This window comes from Pelolinea submarina, from assembly GCF_003966975.1.
GTDB classification, from domain to species: domain Bacteria; phylum Chloroflexota; class Anaerolineae; order Anaerolineales; family Anaerolineaceae; genus Pelolinea; species Pelolinea submarina.
In genome coordinates, this window is sequence record NZ_AP018437.1 from 1,444,449 (window position 1) to 1,461,932 (window position 17,484).

A 17,484-nucleotide genomic window follows, 5' to 3' on the forward strand; every position below is an offset into this window, starting at 1 on the left:
AAGCCTCACCAGGAAATGCGAATTTCCAAGTGCGGTTTTTTTATTTAAACAGAAAACATGGGCATTAAAGATAAAAAAATTTTTATACAGGAGGGTTTTATGGGCACAAAAAATGTTTCTGGAAGATACAGTCAGGCATTGGGTAAATCATTGCGGATATTGGTGGTTATGGCCATGTTGTTATCCTCAATTCCAACACAATTCACATTGGTAAATGCTGCCACAATGGAGAAAGTCCAGAGTGAACCGGGACTTTCAATAAAAGATTCTTCATTGGATGATGAAGGAACAGTTGATGTTTCTGCGCAAGAGGATGAGGGAGGGGACACAGCCGAAGACCCGACCCAAGAGCCGACAGTGGAGCCGACCGAAGAAATTGCTCAGGAGCCTACCGAACTTCCCATTGAACCACCGGTAGAAGAACCAACCGAGGATCCTACTGAAGAACCGACTGAAGAACCAATCGTGGAACCAACTGCAACTTCTGAAACAGAGCCCACGCAAGCCCCGGTTTGCTATGCATTAACCTTGAGCCACAGCGGCGAGGGCAGTGATTTCTTAGCTGAACCGGCTTTTTCTGAAGGCTGCGTAGAAGGCGCCTATGTGCAAGGCGAGGTTATCAGCCTGAGCGGAGCATTACCTGATGAAAATTGGGAGATCAGCGGTTGGACAGGAACGGAGGACGATACCAGTACTGCGGATAGCAATACGCTTATCATGCCCGCAGAGGAACGAGCTGTCTCGGTGGTTTACAGCGAAATCATGTTGATGGCGCTTTCTGAAGAGGAAGAGGAGGTAGAAGCGCAAACGACCTATGGGTGGGTGGCTTATAACGATTGTGTCACAACAACGGGTCAACACCAAGGCTCAAATGTCACCTCAATTAGTTACAATGAAGACGGTATTCTATTGGATCAAGCAACCGGATCAGAAACAGGTGTCTCAGTTGATATTAGTGGTTCAAGTGTAACTGAAGAAACATCAACGGGCGATGATACCAATGAAGGAACAGATGCCTATAATACTTTCTTCGATTATGTGGATATGGCGGGTGTCATCCGCTATAGCACATCGGGGTGGTATGTTGATGTGACCTTTACTAATCTAGACACTTCAAAAACCTATACTTTTGCAACTTCCGCTAACCGGGCAAGTTCTTCATACACTACAAGAAATTCGAAATTTACAATTTCGGACATAACATCAGCGACAAATGAAAGTACAGATGGGACGACTATTAGCACGACTGACCTTGCTGATGATACAACTGTTTTCTGTACCGGTTATAACACGGTCAATGGTTTTGTAGCACGATGGACAGGAATTACACCCGGACCGGATGGAGACTTCACTGTTACGTTTGAATCTAATAGCACTTCTGTATATCAAGCATATGGACCGAGCGTATTCTTATTGGCTGAAGAAGCCAGCGATACGCCGACTATCACCACATCGGGTTCTTTAACTGAGTTTAATACCCCGGTTGGGACACCTTCCGCGGAACAGAGTTACACCGTGGCAGGTTCCAATTTAAATGGGGCAATAGTAATCACAGCCCCGGATGATTTTGAGGTGTCCACAACCAGTGGAAGCGCTTTTAGCTCATCCGTCTCATTGACTCCGGATAGCGGGATAGTCGGTTCTACGCCGATTTACGTGCGGTATAACCCATCATCGGCAGGAACAACCACCGATGTAATAACCCATGCCAGTACGGGAGCCAGTAATGTGGATGTGGCGGTCAGTGGTTCCTCCATTCCGACCATCACGGTCACAAACGCAATGGTTGCTTTCAACAGCGCAGTCGGGATTGCTTCGGAAGAGCAAAGTTACACAGTCTCCGCCGTAAACTTAACCGACAACCTGGTTATCAGCGCTCCGACCTATTTTGAAATAGCGGACACCAGCGGTGGACCTTTTGGCGCAAGCCTATCTCTGGTTCCCACAGATGGGATAGTCTCTGACACACCTGTTTATGTGCGCTTCAATGCGTCCGCGGCCGGTACTTACAGTGAGGAAATATCGCATACAGCTACTGGCGCAGCCACGAAAACTGCAGCGGTTAGCGGTACTGCGGGTGACCCAATAATTTCGGTCGCAGGTGCTCTTTCCGCATTCAGCAGCTCTGCAGGAACAGCGTCGGATGAACAATCCTATACTGTCTCAGGCAGCTTTTTGTCATCGAATATCACAATCACTGCTCCACCAAATTTCTATATCTCAACCACCAGCGGGAGCGGTTTTGACTCAACTTTGACACTAACACCCACCAATGGAACAGTGGCAGAAACAACGATTTTTGTCTATTTCCTGAAATCGACTGCGGGCACTTCCAGTGGAAATATCACGCACATCGGCGGTGGTGCTGCGCAAGTTAACCTGGCGGTTAGCGGTACGGCAACCTCAGCGCCTCTCTGTACCACAGCCAATCTGCCTGTGGCTGCGGATACCTACATGAATAGCGGCAGTTCAAAAGGTTCCTTTAACTATGGCGGTGCGGAAACAATACAACTTAACCCATATTACAGTGGTGGAACGAGCAACCAGTATCGTGCTCCTTTGCTTTTGTGGGATCTTTCCAGTATCCCGGAGGATGCTTCGATCACGGATGCCAGTCTTTCGTTTTATGTAACCACAGGTGAGACTGCTTACACCTATAGTCTCTATAACATGCGCCGGTCATGGGTGGAAGGTTCTAATGATGGCGCGGCCGGATCAGGCGCTTCCTGGAATTATTATGACGCGGGTTCCACCGGTTGGGGTACAGCCGGTGCAGCAAATACCAGCACTGACCGCTATAACACGAATCTATGGGATGCTGCCAAAGCCGATTTCGGGAATACAGGCTCTACGACATTTGACTTAAACGAATCCGGCGTCGAGGTAATTCAGGGTTGGTTGGATGGATCACTTACCAATTATGGCTTGACCATCCAAAACTATTCCGGTTCAGCGGCGGGCAGCTGGATTGCTGCGTCGAGCGATAATACTTCGGGTTATGCGGTACCTACGCTGAATGTCACTTATTGTATTCCTGTTACCGGCCCAACTATTACGGTTACCGGATCTCTTTCAGCTTTCAGTGCGGAACCGGGTATCCCTTCAGCGCCACAAACTTATACCGTTTCTGGTGCTTCATTGACGGATGACATCAGCGTCAGCGCTCCGTCCGGATTTGAGCTATCCACTGATGGAACAAATTATTACACTTCGCTGGCCTTGACCCAATCTGAGGGTACAGTTGCAGAGACCACAGTCTATGTGCGTATGTCAAGCGCAACCGAGGGTGACTTCAGTGGAAACATTGAGCATACCAGCAGCGGTGCCGGCCAGGTAGATTTAGCGGTCAGCGGAACGGTTGCTATCACGCCAACCACGATAATCTTTCAAGATGGATTAAATGGTTACACCGGTACGCGGGATACATATATCTATGATTCCAGCCCGGACACAGTGCGGGGAACTGAAACCACAATTGTCCAAGATATTAATACCGGTGATGAAAGAAGGTCATTACTTTTATTTGAGCTGACCGAGATTCCCACCGGGGCTACCATAACCTCGGCTGAACTGCAATTCTATGTGAGCTCGGAAGGGCAGGGGTTTAACATGTATCGTATGCTGAAATCCTGGGATGAAGCAACGATTTCCTACACATCCAACGGCGGGCACTTCGACGCTGACGGTGTTGACGCAGAGTCTTCAGTGAATGCTAATTGGCCGGGTGACGATGGATATACCGGATATATTACAGTTACTGTTCCTGCTGCGACGATTGAGGATTGGCTCAATGGAACGTTAACCAATAATGGCTGGCTGATGATTGCAACGGATTCGGATGATGGCCAGCAGTTAGTCTCCAGAGAAGGTGCAACCCAAGCGCAAAGACCTAAATTAACTGTGGAATATATTCCACCTTCGACTGTTCCTACTATTGCCACTTCCGGCACGCTGATCGCTTTTAGTGCGCAACCGGACGAACCTTCAGAGCCTCAGACTTATACCGTCTCTGGGAGTAATCTGACTGAAGATATCGGCATCAGCGCACCGGCAGGTTTTGAATTATCTACCGATGATATTACATACAGCTCCACCCTGGCAATCTCACCAACAGAAGGAACGGTTGAGGAAACCACGGTTTATGTTCGCCTGGCGAGCAGTGCTGTTGAAGGTACTTTCAGTGGAAATATTGCGCATAGCAGTGATGGTGCTGCCACAAAGAATTTGGCGGTCAGCGGCGAAGTACTTTACGTGTATACCTTGATTGTCGGAAATGATGGCAACGGTTCAGTCACGTTTGAGCCGGACGGAGGCAGTTATAGCAATGGCACAGTTGTCACGCTGATTCCTGTGCCGAATAGCGGTTTTGCCTTTGACTCCTGGTCTGGTTCCAGTGCAAGTGATGTGATTGAAACCGAGGGAGTGTACACGATCGTAATGGATAGCGATAAGACCCTGGATGCCAACTTTACTTCCGGGCAAACATGTGCGACAGTTAATCTGCCCACTTCGGCAGATACCTGGCTGAGAAGTTCACAAGCGACCATGAATTATGGCGCAACCACGCCGCTGCAGACCAGCAATTATACAAGCTACCCACAAGGGACATTAATGAAGTGGAATTTGAGCGAGATTCCTTCTACCGCTACTGTGACTGGCGTCAGCCTAACCCTTAATGTTACAGATGCTACTACTCATGAATTTTATCTTTACGATATGCTGCGGGATTGGGTGGAAGGTACCAACAATGGCGCGGCAGGGACTGGCGCTTCCTGGACTTACTATGACGCAGGTACAAATACGTGGGGATCCGCCGGAGCCCAGGATACCATTACCGACCGCAATGACACTAATCTTTGGAATGCAGGGATAATTTCGTCCACCGGAAGCCAGACATTCGATCTGAATAGCAGTGGACTATCCGTTGTGCAGGGATGGATTGCCGATTCTGAAAGTAACCACGGTTTAACCATTCAGAATTACTCGGGTGCATCATCGGCGGATTATCTGAAATTTGATTCCAGGGAGGGAACAAGCGCTCCAACACTTAATGTAACCTATTGTGTTGGCTCGACTGTCACATACACACTTAACCTGAGTAATGACGGTAATGGTTCAGTTACACGCGACCCTGCAGGTCCCGCCTATGATTACAACACGGAAGTTACCTTGACACCGGTTGCGAATACCGGTTATGAGTTTTCCACCTGGACCGGGACGGATGCCTCCGACCCAATAGATAATGGAGACGGCACTTGGTCTTTGGTGATGGACGGCAATAAATCACTCACCGCCAATTTCACACTGCTTCCTGTGAATGTTGCCCCCGATCAACCCGTGCTTGTCAGCCCGGATGATGATGCAACCGGCGTAATTACCTCGCCAACTCTGGAAGTGACGGTTAGCGATGCTAATCCAGCGGATACGTTGGACGTTAACTTCTACGGACGCGAGGCAGGTGGATCTTCGGGTGAGGATTTCACCCTTATTGTGATCCCGGATACGCAAAACGATACAACCAGTTATCCGGCGGTTTTTAACTCGCAAATGCAGTGGATTGCTGACAACAAGACCGCGAATAATATTGTGTTTGCTACTCACGTCGGAGATATTGTTAATACCGCCAGCAGCACAAGTGAGTGGACCAAGGCGGATACAGCCATGAGTTATCTGGACAGCGGGGATGTGAATTACAGCGTTGGCCCGGGGAACCATGATATTGGTAGTTTGTACAGCACCTACTTTGGTTCATCCCGCTTCTCCGGCAAGAGCTATTACCAAGGATATTACGCCAGCGGGAATGACAACTATAACAACTATTCCTTCTTTAGCGCTTCCGGGATGGACTTTATTATCGTCAACTTACAATATGGCACCAGTTCCTCTTCGGGACAGCTGGCTTGGGCAGACGCACTCTTGAAAGCTAACCCAGACCGGCGGGCGATAGTTGTTGAACATGATATTCTTAACATCAATAATAGCTGGGTCAACCAGGCCAGTTATAACGCCCTGAAAGATAATCCTAACCTGTTCCTGATGCTGTGCGGGCACATGCATAGCTCCAGCGACGGTGCGGCGTATGTGGCTGGAACGGGGGATGATGGACATACTATTCACGTTATGTTGTCCGATTACCAGGACTTCCCGAATACCGGTTACCTGCGCATTTTACGCTTCTCACCGGCGGACGACAAAATCTATGGGACAACCTGCACGCCCTCCGGCAGCTGCTTAAACAGCACTTCTAACTATGATCAGACCGAACTGGCTTATGACATGGAGAACGGTAATGACGCCTTCGAACTGATCGGAACGGTTGAGGATGTGGTTAATGGTTCCAATGCTTCCTTCACCTGGGAGGATCTGGATAACTCGACCGAGTATGAGTGGTATGCCACTGTTTCAGATGGCGCGGAAACGATCACCGGATCAACTTGGAGCTTTACCACGGAGGCGGCCGGTACGAACCACGCGCCGGTATTGAACTCGATTGGCGACCAGGTTGTGGATGAGCTTAGTCTCCTAAGTTTTGCTGCCACAGCTTACGACAACGATGGCAATCCCTTATCCTTCAGCCTGGCCGATGGCGCCAGCGGTTCTGTTCCGGCAGGCGCATCGATTGGATCTTCTACCGGTGTGTTTGACTGGACACCTACAGAGGCACAGGGAGGCAGTCTATACACATTTGATGTGTGTGTCAGCGACGGCAGCCTGAGTGATTGTGAGACTATCTCGGTCACAGTGAATGAAGTGAACAACGCGCCGGTGTTGGATACAATCGGCAGCCAAAGCGGAGATGAGTCAACTTTGCTTAGCTTTACCGCCACGGCAACAGATTATGAGGGAGATACGGTAACCTTTAGCCTGGCGGATGGAACCAGTGGTTCTGTTCCGGAAGGCGCGTCTATTGGATCTGCCAGCGGTGAATTCAGTTGGCAGCCGACGGAAGAACAGGGACCGGGAACGTATACATTTGATGTATGTGCCAGTGACGGCAGCTTGGAGGATTGTGAGACTATCACAGTAACCGTATATGAGACGAATCAAGCGCCGGTTTTGGCCGAAATCACGGATAAAAGTGGAAATGAGCTGGCGGAAATGACCTTTACGGCTTCAGCCACTGATGGCGACTTGCCGGCTAACACGCTCACTTATAGTCTGAAAGATGGTACCAGCGGTTCAGTCCCGGGCAGCGCATCCATTGGAGCTTCCAGCGGATTCTTTAGCTGGACGTCTTCCGAAGCGGAGGGGCCTGGAATTTACACCTTTGACGTATGTGTCAGCGACGGTAGTCTGGAGGATTGTCAGACCATCACGCTCACCATTTCTGAACTGAATATTTACCCGGTTCTGGATCCAATTGGCGCCCAAAGCGGGAATGAATTGGAGAGCATCTCATTCACTGCTACAGCCAGTGATAGCGACCTGCCGCCTAACACGCTTACTTTCAGCTTGGCCGATGGTGACAGCGGTTTGGTTCCTGAAGGCGCCGCAATTGATGCAAGCAGCGGCCTCTTTGGCTGGCTGCCTGATGAATCTCAGGGGCCGGGCGCCTATACTTTTGATGTATGCGTTAGCGATGGAAGCGCGCAGGATTGTGAAACAATCACAGTAACCGTAAATGAGGTCAATCAAGCTCCGGAGTTGTCTGAAATTACAGATAAAAGCGGAAATGAACTGGCCGAAATATCCTTTACAGCTTCAGCCACTGATGGGGACTTGCCGGCCAATACGCTCACATTTAGTCTGGAAGACGGAACCGGCGGTTCCATCCCGGCGGGCGCATCCATTGGAGCCACCAGCGGTTTGTTTAGCTGGACGCCAACTGAAGCACAGGGAGCGGGCGTCTATACCTTTGACGTGTGCGTCAGCGACGGCAGTCTGGAAGATTGCCAGACAATCACTGCCACAGTAAATGAAGTCAATTCAGACCCGATTTTGGACGAAATTGGCAGCCAGGGCGGGGATGAGTTGGAAAACATCGCATTCACCGCTACAGCCAGCGATAGTGATTTGCCGGCTAACACGCTTACTTTTGGTTTGGCTGATGGAGACAGCGGTTTGGTTCCTGAAGGCGCCGCAATTGATGTAAGCAGTGGCCTATTTAGCTGGCTGCCCAATGAATCTCAGGGTCCGGGAGTGTATACATTTGACGTATGTGTTGGTGATGGAAGCGCGCAGGATTGTGAGACGATTATCACAACAATAAATGAAGTAAATACGGCACCAGTTCTAACTCCTATTGAGAATATGACCGTCGAGATGGAGGACGAACTGAGTTTTACTGCTCTCGCCACAGATGAGGACCTCCCGCCCAACATACTGACGTTCAGCTTGACAGGTACTGTACCTTCCGGAGCGGTAATCGGCGCTTTGGATGGAGTATTTAGTTGGACGCCCACAACCGAGCAGGGGACGGGTGTATATTCCTTTAGCGTGCAGGTCTGCGATGACGGTGTCGTACCGCTTTGCGATGCCCAGGAAATCACGGTTACAGTGACGATAGTAAATGCCGAACCTGTGGCGGTCGATGATAGCTATGAAACGGCTGAAGATACCCAATTGAACATTTCAGCCTCAGAAGGAGTGCTTGGTAACGATAGCGATGCGGATGAAAATGAACTGACTGCGATCAAGGTCAGTGACCCGGAAAACGGCGACCTGACTTTGAATGGGGATGGTTCATTTACCTACATGCCCGATGGGAACTTCAGTGGTTCTGACAGTTTTACCTATAAAGCAAATGATGGGATAGAAGATAGCGAAATTGCCACAGTCTCCATCACTGTCACCGCGGTAAATGATGTACCGGTGGCGGATGCGCAGGAAGTGGCGACCGATGAAGATATCGCTGTGGCCATCACGCTGACGGGTTCGGACGCGGACGGAGATACCCTGACTTATGTGGTTGTGGACGAACCGCAACATGGTGATCTGAGTGGCACGGTGCCGGATCTGACCTACACACCGGACGAGAACTACAATGGTTCGGATAGCTTTACTTTCAAGGTCAACGATGGCACGGTAGACAGCAATGTTGCCGCTATAACCATCACTGTCACCGAGGTAAATGATGTTCCGGTGGCGGATGCGCAGGAAGTGGCGACTGATGAAGATAACGCTGTGGCAATTACCCTGACGGGTTCGGACGCGGACGGCGATACCCTGACTTATGTGGTTGTGGACGAACCGCAGCATGGTGATCTGAGTGGCACGGTGCCGGATCTGACCTACACACCGGACGAGAACTACAATGGTTCGGACAGCTTTACTTTCAAGGTCAACGATGGCACGGTAGACAGCAATACAGCTGCTGTAACAATCACAGTTAATGAAGTGAATGATGTACCGGTGGCGGATGCGCAGGAAGTGGCGACCGATGAAGATATCGCTGTGGCCATCACGCTGACGGGTTCGGACGCGGACGGAGATACCCTGGGTTATACGGTCATGGATGAACCGCAGCATGGTGACCTGAGCGGTACCGCGCCCAATTTAACCTACACACCGGACGAGAACTACGATGGTTCGGATAGCTTTACTTTCAAGGTCAACGATGGCACGGTAGACAGTAACGTTGCCACAGTCTCTATCTACGTCACTGCGGTAAATGATGTACCGGTAGCGGATGCGCAGGTGGTGGTGACCGATGAAGACACACCTATGGCGATCATGCTGACAGGTTCGGATGTGGATAGCAGCACCTTGACCTATACGGTCATGAGCGAACCGCAGCATGGCGACCTGAGCGGCACCGCACCCGATTTGACTTACACACCGGACGAGAACTACTATGGTGCGGATATCTTCACATTCAAGATAGATGATGGCGATCTGGACAGCAATGTTGCCGCTATAACCATCGATATTACCGAAGTCAATGACGCGCCGGTGGCGGATGCGCAGGAAGTGGATACCGATGAAGATATCGCTGTGGCTATTACCCTGACGGGTTCGGACGCGGACGGCGATACCCTGGGTTATACAGTCGTGTATGAACCGCAGCATGGTGATTTGAGCGGCACATTGCCGGATCTGACATACACACCGGACGAGAACTACAATGGTTCGGATAGCTTTACTTTCAAGGTCAACGACGGCATGGTAGACAGCAATGTTGCCACAGTAGCAATCACAACTGTCTCGGTCAATGACGTGCCGGTCTGTTCGGCAGTCTCCATGATCACATCCAAGAATACACAAGTCCAGATTGCACCCGAATGCGTGGATGTGGAAGGCAGCTTGCTGACATATAGTATTGCGGATTCACCGGCCAACGGTACAGGATCGGTAATCGACAGTCTTTTGACCTATATGCCGGGGACGGATTACGTTGGTGCAGATAGTTTCACTTATAAGGCCAATGATGGAGAGGCGGATAGCAATGCAGCTGATGTGACTGTAACAGTCAATGAAGAAAATCACCCGCCGGTTTGCGTTGCCAGCGAACTTGTCACAGATGAAGATACTCAGGGACAAGCCATTCCAGATTGCTCTGACTACGAGGGCAGTGCGCTAACCTACAATATCGTAACTCAACCTGCACACGGGACGGTCGGAATAGCGGAAGGTCAACTGGTTTATGAACCCGACGAAAACTACAATGGAGCGGACAGCTTTACTTACACAGCTAACGACGGTTTTGATGACAGTGAAGCAGCTGAAGTCAGCGTGGCCGTGAATGCAGTCAACGACGCGCCGGTTTGCGCGGATGTAACCATAAGCACCAACCAGAATACGCAGGGATCGACTGACCCGCAATGCACGGATGTTGAAAACGATTCATTAACTTATAGCATTGCGGATCAAGCAGAACATGGGGCCGCTTCTTATTCGCTGGATAAATTAGTTTATCTTCCGGAAACGAATTATAGTGGAACGGACAGCTTCACGTACATGGCCAATGATGGCGAAGCGGATAGTAACATTGGGACAGTAAATGTGACTGTGCTGGCAGTGGTGTTGACCACCAGGGCACCCTCAACCCCGAGTTTGATCAGCCCGGTAAATAAATCACTGGTGACGGACCTAACCCCGCGTCTGGATTGGAGCAGATCAAGAATCTATAGTGGAACTGTCTTTGATCATTACCAGGTGCAGGTTGCGACTGATAGTGATTTTGCTGATTTGGTGGTAGATAAAGACATCGCCGACCAGGCCAGTTCGGAGTACACGCTTGAGGAAGAACTGAGCGCAAACACCCGTTATTACTGGCGGGTACGAACCTTCAATACATTCGGGCAATACAGCGATTGGGCAAACGCGCGATACTTCCGTGAAGCGATCCTCCCGCCCGACTTATTACAGCCTGCGAATGGGACTTACCTGGATAACCTGCGGCCGGAGTTTGACTGGGAGGATGTGGAAGGAGCCAGCGGGTACACCATACAGATTTCATCCAGAATAAACATGGGCAGCCCGTCCAGCGGGAAGGTGACTGACAGCAGCTACATACCGACAAAGGATCTGAGCAAGAACAAGACCCTATACTGGCGGGTGAGAGCAGAAGGGGAGAATGGGCCGAGTGAATGGTCTGAGATATTTGCCCTGGTGACCCCGAATACACCCACAACGCCTAAATTGATCCAGCCGAAGAACCGGGCGCTTGTGACCGACGCAATGCCCAGATTGGATTGGAGTAATTCTGCGGTTCCCCGAGATATGGAATTTGACCACTATCAAGTACAGGTAGCCACGGATGAGGCTTTCACGGTTGTTGTGGTGGACAAGGACGTAGTTGGTTCAAACACCGATTCGGAATACACATTGGAAAGCGCACTTGCTCCGAATACGCGTTACTACTGGCGGGTGAGAGCTTTCAACACATTGGGCCAATACGGCAGTTGGAGCACAGCCTACTACTTCCGTGAAGCAATTAAGGCGCCGGAACTGGTCAGCCCAATTAACGCAATCTACCTGGATAATCTGCGTCCCGAATTTGACTGGGAGGATGTAGAAGGAGCCAACGGCTACACCATCCAGATTTCATCCAGAATAAACATGGGCAGCCCAGCCAGCGGAAGAGTGACTGACAGCAGCTACATACCGACAAAAGACCTGAGTAAGAATAAAACTCTATACTGGCGGGTAAGAGCCGAAGGGGAGAACGGGCCGAGTGGATGGTCTGAAGTGCGCACCATGGTGACACCTAATTCCCCCTCAACGCCTAAATTGATCCTGCCGAAGAACCGAGCATTGGTGACCGACCTGATGCCCAGGTTGGATTGGAGCAATTCAGCGGCACCTAATGGGACTTTCTTCGACCACTACCAGGTGCAGGTTGCTGCGGACGAAGCTTTCACAGCTATTGTGGTGGATGAAGAGATTACCGGACAGACCAACTCCGAGTACACGCTGGAGAGTCCGCTCAATACAAATACGCGCTACTACTGGCGGGTGAGAGCTTTCAATACTTTAGGCCAATACGGCAGTTGGAGCACGGTTTATTACTTCCGCGAAGCAATGGAGGCGCCGCAGTTAACCAGCCCGAATGACGCAATCTACCTGGATAACCTGCGGCCGGAATTTGACTGGGAGGACGTGGAAGGAGCTGGCGGCTACACCATTCAAATCTCATCCAGGATAAACATGGGCAGCTCGATCAACGGAAAGGTGACTGACAGCAGCTATGTGCCGATAAAAGACCTGAGCAAGAATAAGACCCTGTACTGGCGGGTGAGGGCGGAAGGGGAGAACGGACCCAGTGGATGGTCTGAAGTGCGCACCATGGTGACACCCAACACTCCCACAACGCCAAAGCTAAGCTTGCCGAGGAACAACGCTTTGATAACCGACCTGATGCCAAGGTTGGACTGGAGTAATTCTGTGGCACCGAGAAATACGGAATTTGATCACTACCAGGTACAGGTAGCCACAGATGAGGCTTTCGCAATTGTTGTGGTGGACAAGGACGTGGTTGGCTCAAACACCGAATCAGAGTACACGCTGGAGAGCGCGCTCAATTCGAACACGCGCTACTACTGGCGAGTGAGAGCCTTCAACACGTTAGGCCAGTATAGCAGTTGGAGCAAAGCTTACTACTTCCGCGAAGCTATGGAAGCACCAGATTTAGTGCAGCCGGAGGATGGGGTGGAAGCGGAGAGTTTGCAGCCGCAATTTGAATGGGGAGCTGTAGAGGGGGCAAGCAGCTACACCATTCAGCTATCGACCCGGTCAACCATGAGGAGCGCGAGCAGCAAGGCAGTGCTGGAGGCGCAATACAATCCGGCCAGAAATTTGAGTGCGGGCAAGACCTATTACTGGCGGGTGAGGGCCAATGGAGAGAATGGGCCAAGTCCTTGGTCTGAGGTGAAGGCGCTTGTAACACCGAGCTCCTAGAAATATTTTATTAACAGAAACAGAGCAAGGAGATAGCATCTCTTCTTGCTCTGTAAAGTATTTATTCAATTTTGAGATGGTACAAGGTCCTGCTTTAAAAAGTACAAGCTGAAATGATATTTCTAATATCACTTGGGAATAATGCTATTAAAGGAAGATAACCACCGTTATAGAGGGGAAAAAGGGTTGTTATAACCGAAAAAAAGCTAAATTGAGAAAACTACATTATTAATCTGGGTAGGACGAGGGAATCAGAAAACACCCTCGTCCTGAAAATATGGCTATCTTATCGCGTTGTTTCAACGCTATGAATAATTGAGTTACGCAGGAAATCCTTGAAGCGGGGGAGGTCAAGATCCAGGGCGACATCGCACAGTTCCGGCCTCTCTCCTTTTTTGAAAAAGAAATCTTTGTAGGCCACATAAGTATGGCCGCGCGTATACGTTCCGGCGCACTCACAGTCAACATAATATCGCTTGGTTTCGACGATATCCGGGTCCGCAGCAACTGCGACTGCCAAACCGTCATGCATCAATGCATCCTCTTTGCCAGCGTTAAAACGCACGAACATGAACTCCAACAGATCGGCCACGACCTGACCGGCTCTTGTACCCAACCCGCGGTAATAATCCGCGTCCTCCTGTTTCATGATGGCTTTTTCCGTGACATCCAGGCCGATCATCTTGCAGGGAATACCACTGTTTAGCACGATACTCAATGCTTCCGGGTCGGCCCAGGCATTGAATTCGGCAACCGAAGTCATATTGCCGCCGCGCATAGCCCCGCCCATGAAGATAATTTCTTTGATTAGCGTTTTAAGTTCCGGATAGGCCATAATAGCGAGAGCGATATTTGTCATCGGACCGATTGGGATCAGCACCAGCTCACCTTTCATGGCGCGTGCTTCTTCGATGATGGTCTCGATGGCGGTCTTTTCGTAGAAGCTGCCTTCTGCTTTTGGCAGCACTACCGTGCCCATGCCGGTGTCGCCGTGGGTATCGTCGCCCGAATGGATGATGTCGCTTTTGATGGGTTGGGGCGCGCCTACAGCTACTTTGGTGTCAAAGCCCAGGTAGCGCACTAGGTTGAGCGTATTCTGACTGGTGTATTTCAGGGCAACGTTGCCGGCCACGGTTGTGATGGCCCGCAGGTCGAATTGGGGGGCATAGAGAGCCGCAATAATGGCAATTGCGTCGTCGGTCCCGGTGTCACAATCGATGATGATGGGTAACTTTTCCATTGAATCTCTTCCTTTGCAAACATTAAGCGAATTTCCATGAATATTATCATCGAAGAGAAAAAGAATGGGAATAAAAATTATCGTGCGGTTCTTTCTTGCGAAGAGTGCTTGCCGGAAGGTGTATCAGAGCGAAAAACGCAATCGGAATGATTAAAAAACCTTACTTTTCTCTTTTTGACAAAATAAGTATTGAAATAAAATATACTTTTTTCATTGACCCATAAGGTATAATGATACAATTATGAAAGTGCTTTCATTAAAATAGAGATGAGTAAAAAATATGAAGAATGGGAAAAAAGCGCCAACCATATTTGATGTATCTGCGTTATCCGGTTTTAGTATTTCAACCATTTCTCGTGTGATCAACAATCCTGAAAAGGTCAATGCTGAAACACGCCAGAAGGTGAACAATGCTATAGACCAGTTGGGTTTTGTTCCCAAAGCGGAAGCACGTGCGCGTGCGCTGCGTTTCATGGGAAGAATTGGCGTCATCACCCCATTCTTTACAGCACCCTCTTTCATTCAAAGAATGCGCGGTATAGCAAATTCCTTATCAAAGGAAAACTTTGATTTGGTTATCTACACCGTTGACTCAAATAACCGGCTGCAAAGTTATTTATCTTCTTTGCCTTTGACCGGAAATCTTGATGGGTTGGTTATTATGTCCTTACCGGTCAATGATAATGATGTGAAAAGGCTGCTGGATTATCATTTACCGACAACTTTGATCGAGTACCCGCATCCATTAATCAATAGCGTTGAAATTGATGATGTGGAAGGCGGCAGGATTGCCACCGAATACCTGATTAAAAAAGGGCATCGACGGATCGCATTTTTGGGCGATTCGGACTTACCGGAATATTCCATTCACCCTGTAAGCTTTCGGTTAAAAGGGTTTCGTAAAGCGCTTAAATCGGCAAATATTGAGGTGCCTGAAAGCTTTATCCGGTTGGCTCCCTATAACCAGGAACAAGCCCGCCAAATTGCCAAGGAGCTGATCGATTTACCCAATTCTCCCACAGCCATATTCGCTGCCACCGATTTACAAGCTTTGGGCGTACTGAAGGCTACCAGACAATTAGGGATTAAAGTTCCTGATGACTTGGCCATAATTGGATTTGACGATATCGATATGGCTGATTTTGAGGATCTGACAACTGTGCGCCAGCACCTGGATGAGTCGGGGCGGTTGGCAATTGAAATCCTGCTTTCTCATATAGCAGACTCTTCCAGGCCTGTTCAACACGTTTATCTTCCTTTGACCGTAATTGAAAGATTGACCGTCTGATCTTTTAAGAAATCATATTGCATTTACCAATTTTTTATGCTATATTGAATGAAAGTGTTTTCATGCAAGCTATTTATCTAATTTAGGTTAGTTTGAGTATTTCATTTACCAGATCGTTTATCCATTAATAGGAGGTGTCAATGGTCGTATTTAAGTTCTGAAGTGTTCCCCAAAACCAATAATAAAATTAAGGAGAGAGAAAAAATGAACAAAAAATTTCTACATCTGCTAAGCATTTTAATTCTCTGTGGGATTGTCGTAAGTGCATGTGCTTCATCCCCGGCAACCACAGAAGCGCCAGCTGCAGAAGCTCCAGCCGCTGAGGCTGATACAACCACCGATACGACTGCCGAGGAAGCAGCCCCCGTGTCGGAAACCCCAAGTTGTGGGACGGATCCGGTTGTTCTCAACGCTTATTTTGAAACGGGTTTCGACCTTCCCTTCAAACTTGCTGAAGAGTTCACCAAACAATACCCGAATGTGACCTGGGACATCAAACAGGATCAGTTTGCGAACCTGATCAATGAAACACCGCGTCTGCTCGCTGGAGATAACGCGCCTGATCTCATCAGACTCCCAACCATGGTTTCATTTGCCAAGCAGGGATTGCTCATGAATCTTGACGATTACGCCACTGCTTTCGGTTGGGATGAATGGCCGGTACCGCAATTGGACCAAAACCGTGTGGGTGAAGACGGAACCCGCGGCTCCGGTTCGTTGTATGCGATGGGCCTCAACTACAGCCTGACGGGTATTTTCTACAACAAAGAACTGGCTGCCCAGATCGGCATGACTGAAGCACCCGCGACGCTGGCCGAGTTGGAAGATTTGCTTGCCAGTGCCAAAGCTGCCGGTTTGCTGCCCATCATGCAGTGGGGCAGCGCGAAAAGCGGTATGGGCCTGGCCTTCCCGCTGCAAGCATTAATGGCTTCTGTAGGCCCTGCTCAACCTATCAGTGACTGGATCTATCAGAAAGAGGGCGCGACAATTGATACCGAGTCCAACCTGGTAGCTGCCCAACATCTGCAGGACTGGATTGACAACGGCTATTTCCCGACCGATATCAATGCGATTGAGTACACCGATGCCAATGCCCGCTTTGGTCAAGGCGAGGGCGTCTTCATGTTCAATGGCGACTGGCAGAATGCTTCTTATGATACCGATATGCCCGGCAACGTTGGTTTCTTCTTGATGCCTCCTGCCGAAGCCGGCGGCGGTCCTGCGGCAATGTCCGCTCCGTTGACCTACGGTATTGCAGCCAATGCTAAAAATGCGGATTGCGCTGCCTTCTTCCTGAACTGGGTTGCTTCCAACCAGACTGCCCGCGAGATCGACGTAGCGGTTGGCGGTTCCAATCCTGGTGGACCGGCTGATGCTGTCATGCCCGCTGTCACCGAGGGATCGGTAACGAATGAAACCCTTGCCGCTGGCGTTGTGCTCGGTAAGACCGGTTCGGCGATGGACTTCATCGCGAACGCGACCAGCGCGATCTTTGCGCAGGGTTGGACGCCCGAACTGCAGAAGATGGTTGGCGGCAAACAAGATGCTGCCGGTCTGCTCGAAGCAGTCCAGGCTGAATATTTACGGGAATTGGAAGAGTAAAGAAAGCGGTTGCGTG

4 protein-coding genes are annotated in these 17,484 nt (G+C 49.8%); 3 read left to right on the plus strand and 1 reads right to left on the minus strand.

The features are described 5' to 3' along the window. Positions 1-99: 99 nt before the first annotated feature. Entirely contained in the window at positions 100-13,338 is a 13,239-nt protein-coding gene (locus Pelsub_RS06315) for a tandem-95 repeat protein (protein WP_158675006.1), read from the plus strand. A gap of 286 nt (positions 13,339-13,624) precedes the next feature. Here Pelsub_RS06315 and Pelsub_RS06320 read toward each other — a convergent pair whose 3' ends face one another. Further along, positions 13,625-14,578, minus strand: coding sequence for a nucleoside hydrolase (locus Pelsub_RS06320; protein ID WP_116224571.1), 954 nt, complete (start codon positions 14,576-14,578; stop codon positions 13,625-13,627). A 280-nt stretch (positions 14,579-14,858) separates the two neighbouring features. Here Pelsub_RS06320 and Pelsub_RS06325 point away from each other — a divergent pair, with 280 nt between their 5' ends. Then, entirely contained in the window at positions 14,859-15,866 is a 1,008-nt protein-coding gene (locus Pelsub_RS06325; RefSeq protein WP_116224570.1) for a LacI family DNA-binding transcriptional regulator, read from the plus strand. A gap of 204 nt (positions 15,867-16,070) precedes the next feature. Continuing rightward, positions 16,071-17,468 (plus strand): ABC transporter substrate-binding protein, encoded by a 1,398-nt coding sequence (locus tag Pelsub_RS06330; RefSeq protein WP_116224569.1) that lies wholly within the window; start codon positions 16,071-16,073, stop codon positions 17,466-17,468. Positions 17,469-17,484 lie beyond the last annotated feature (16 nt).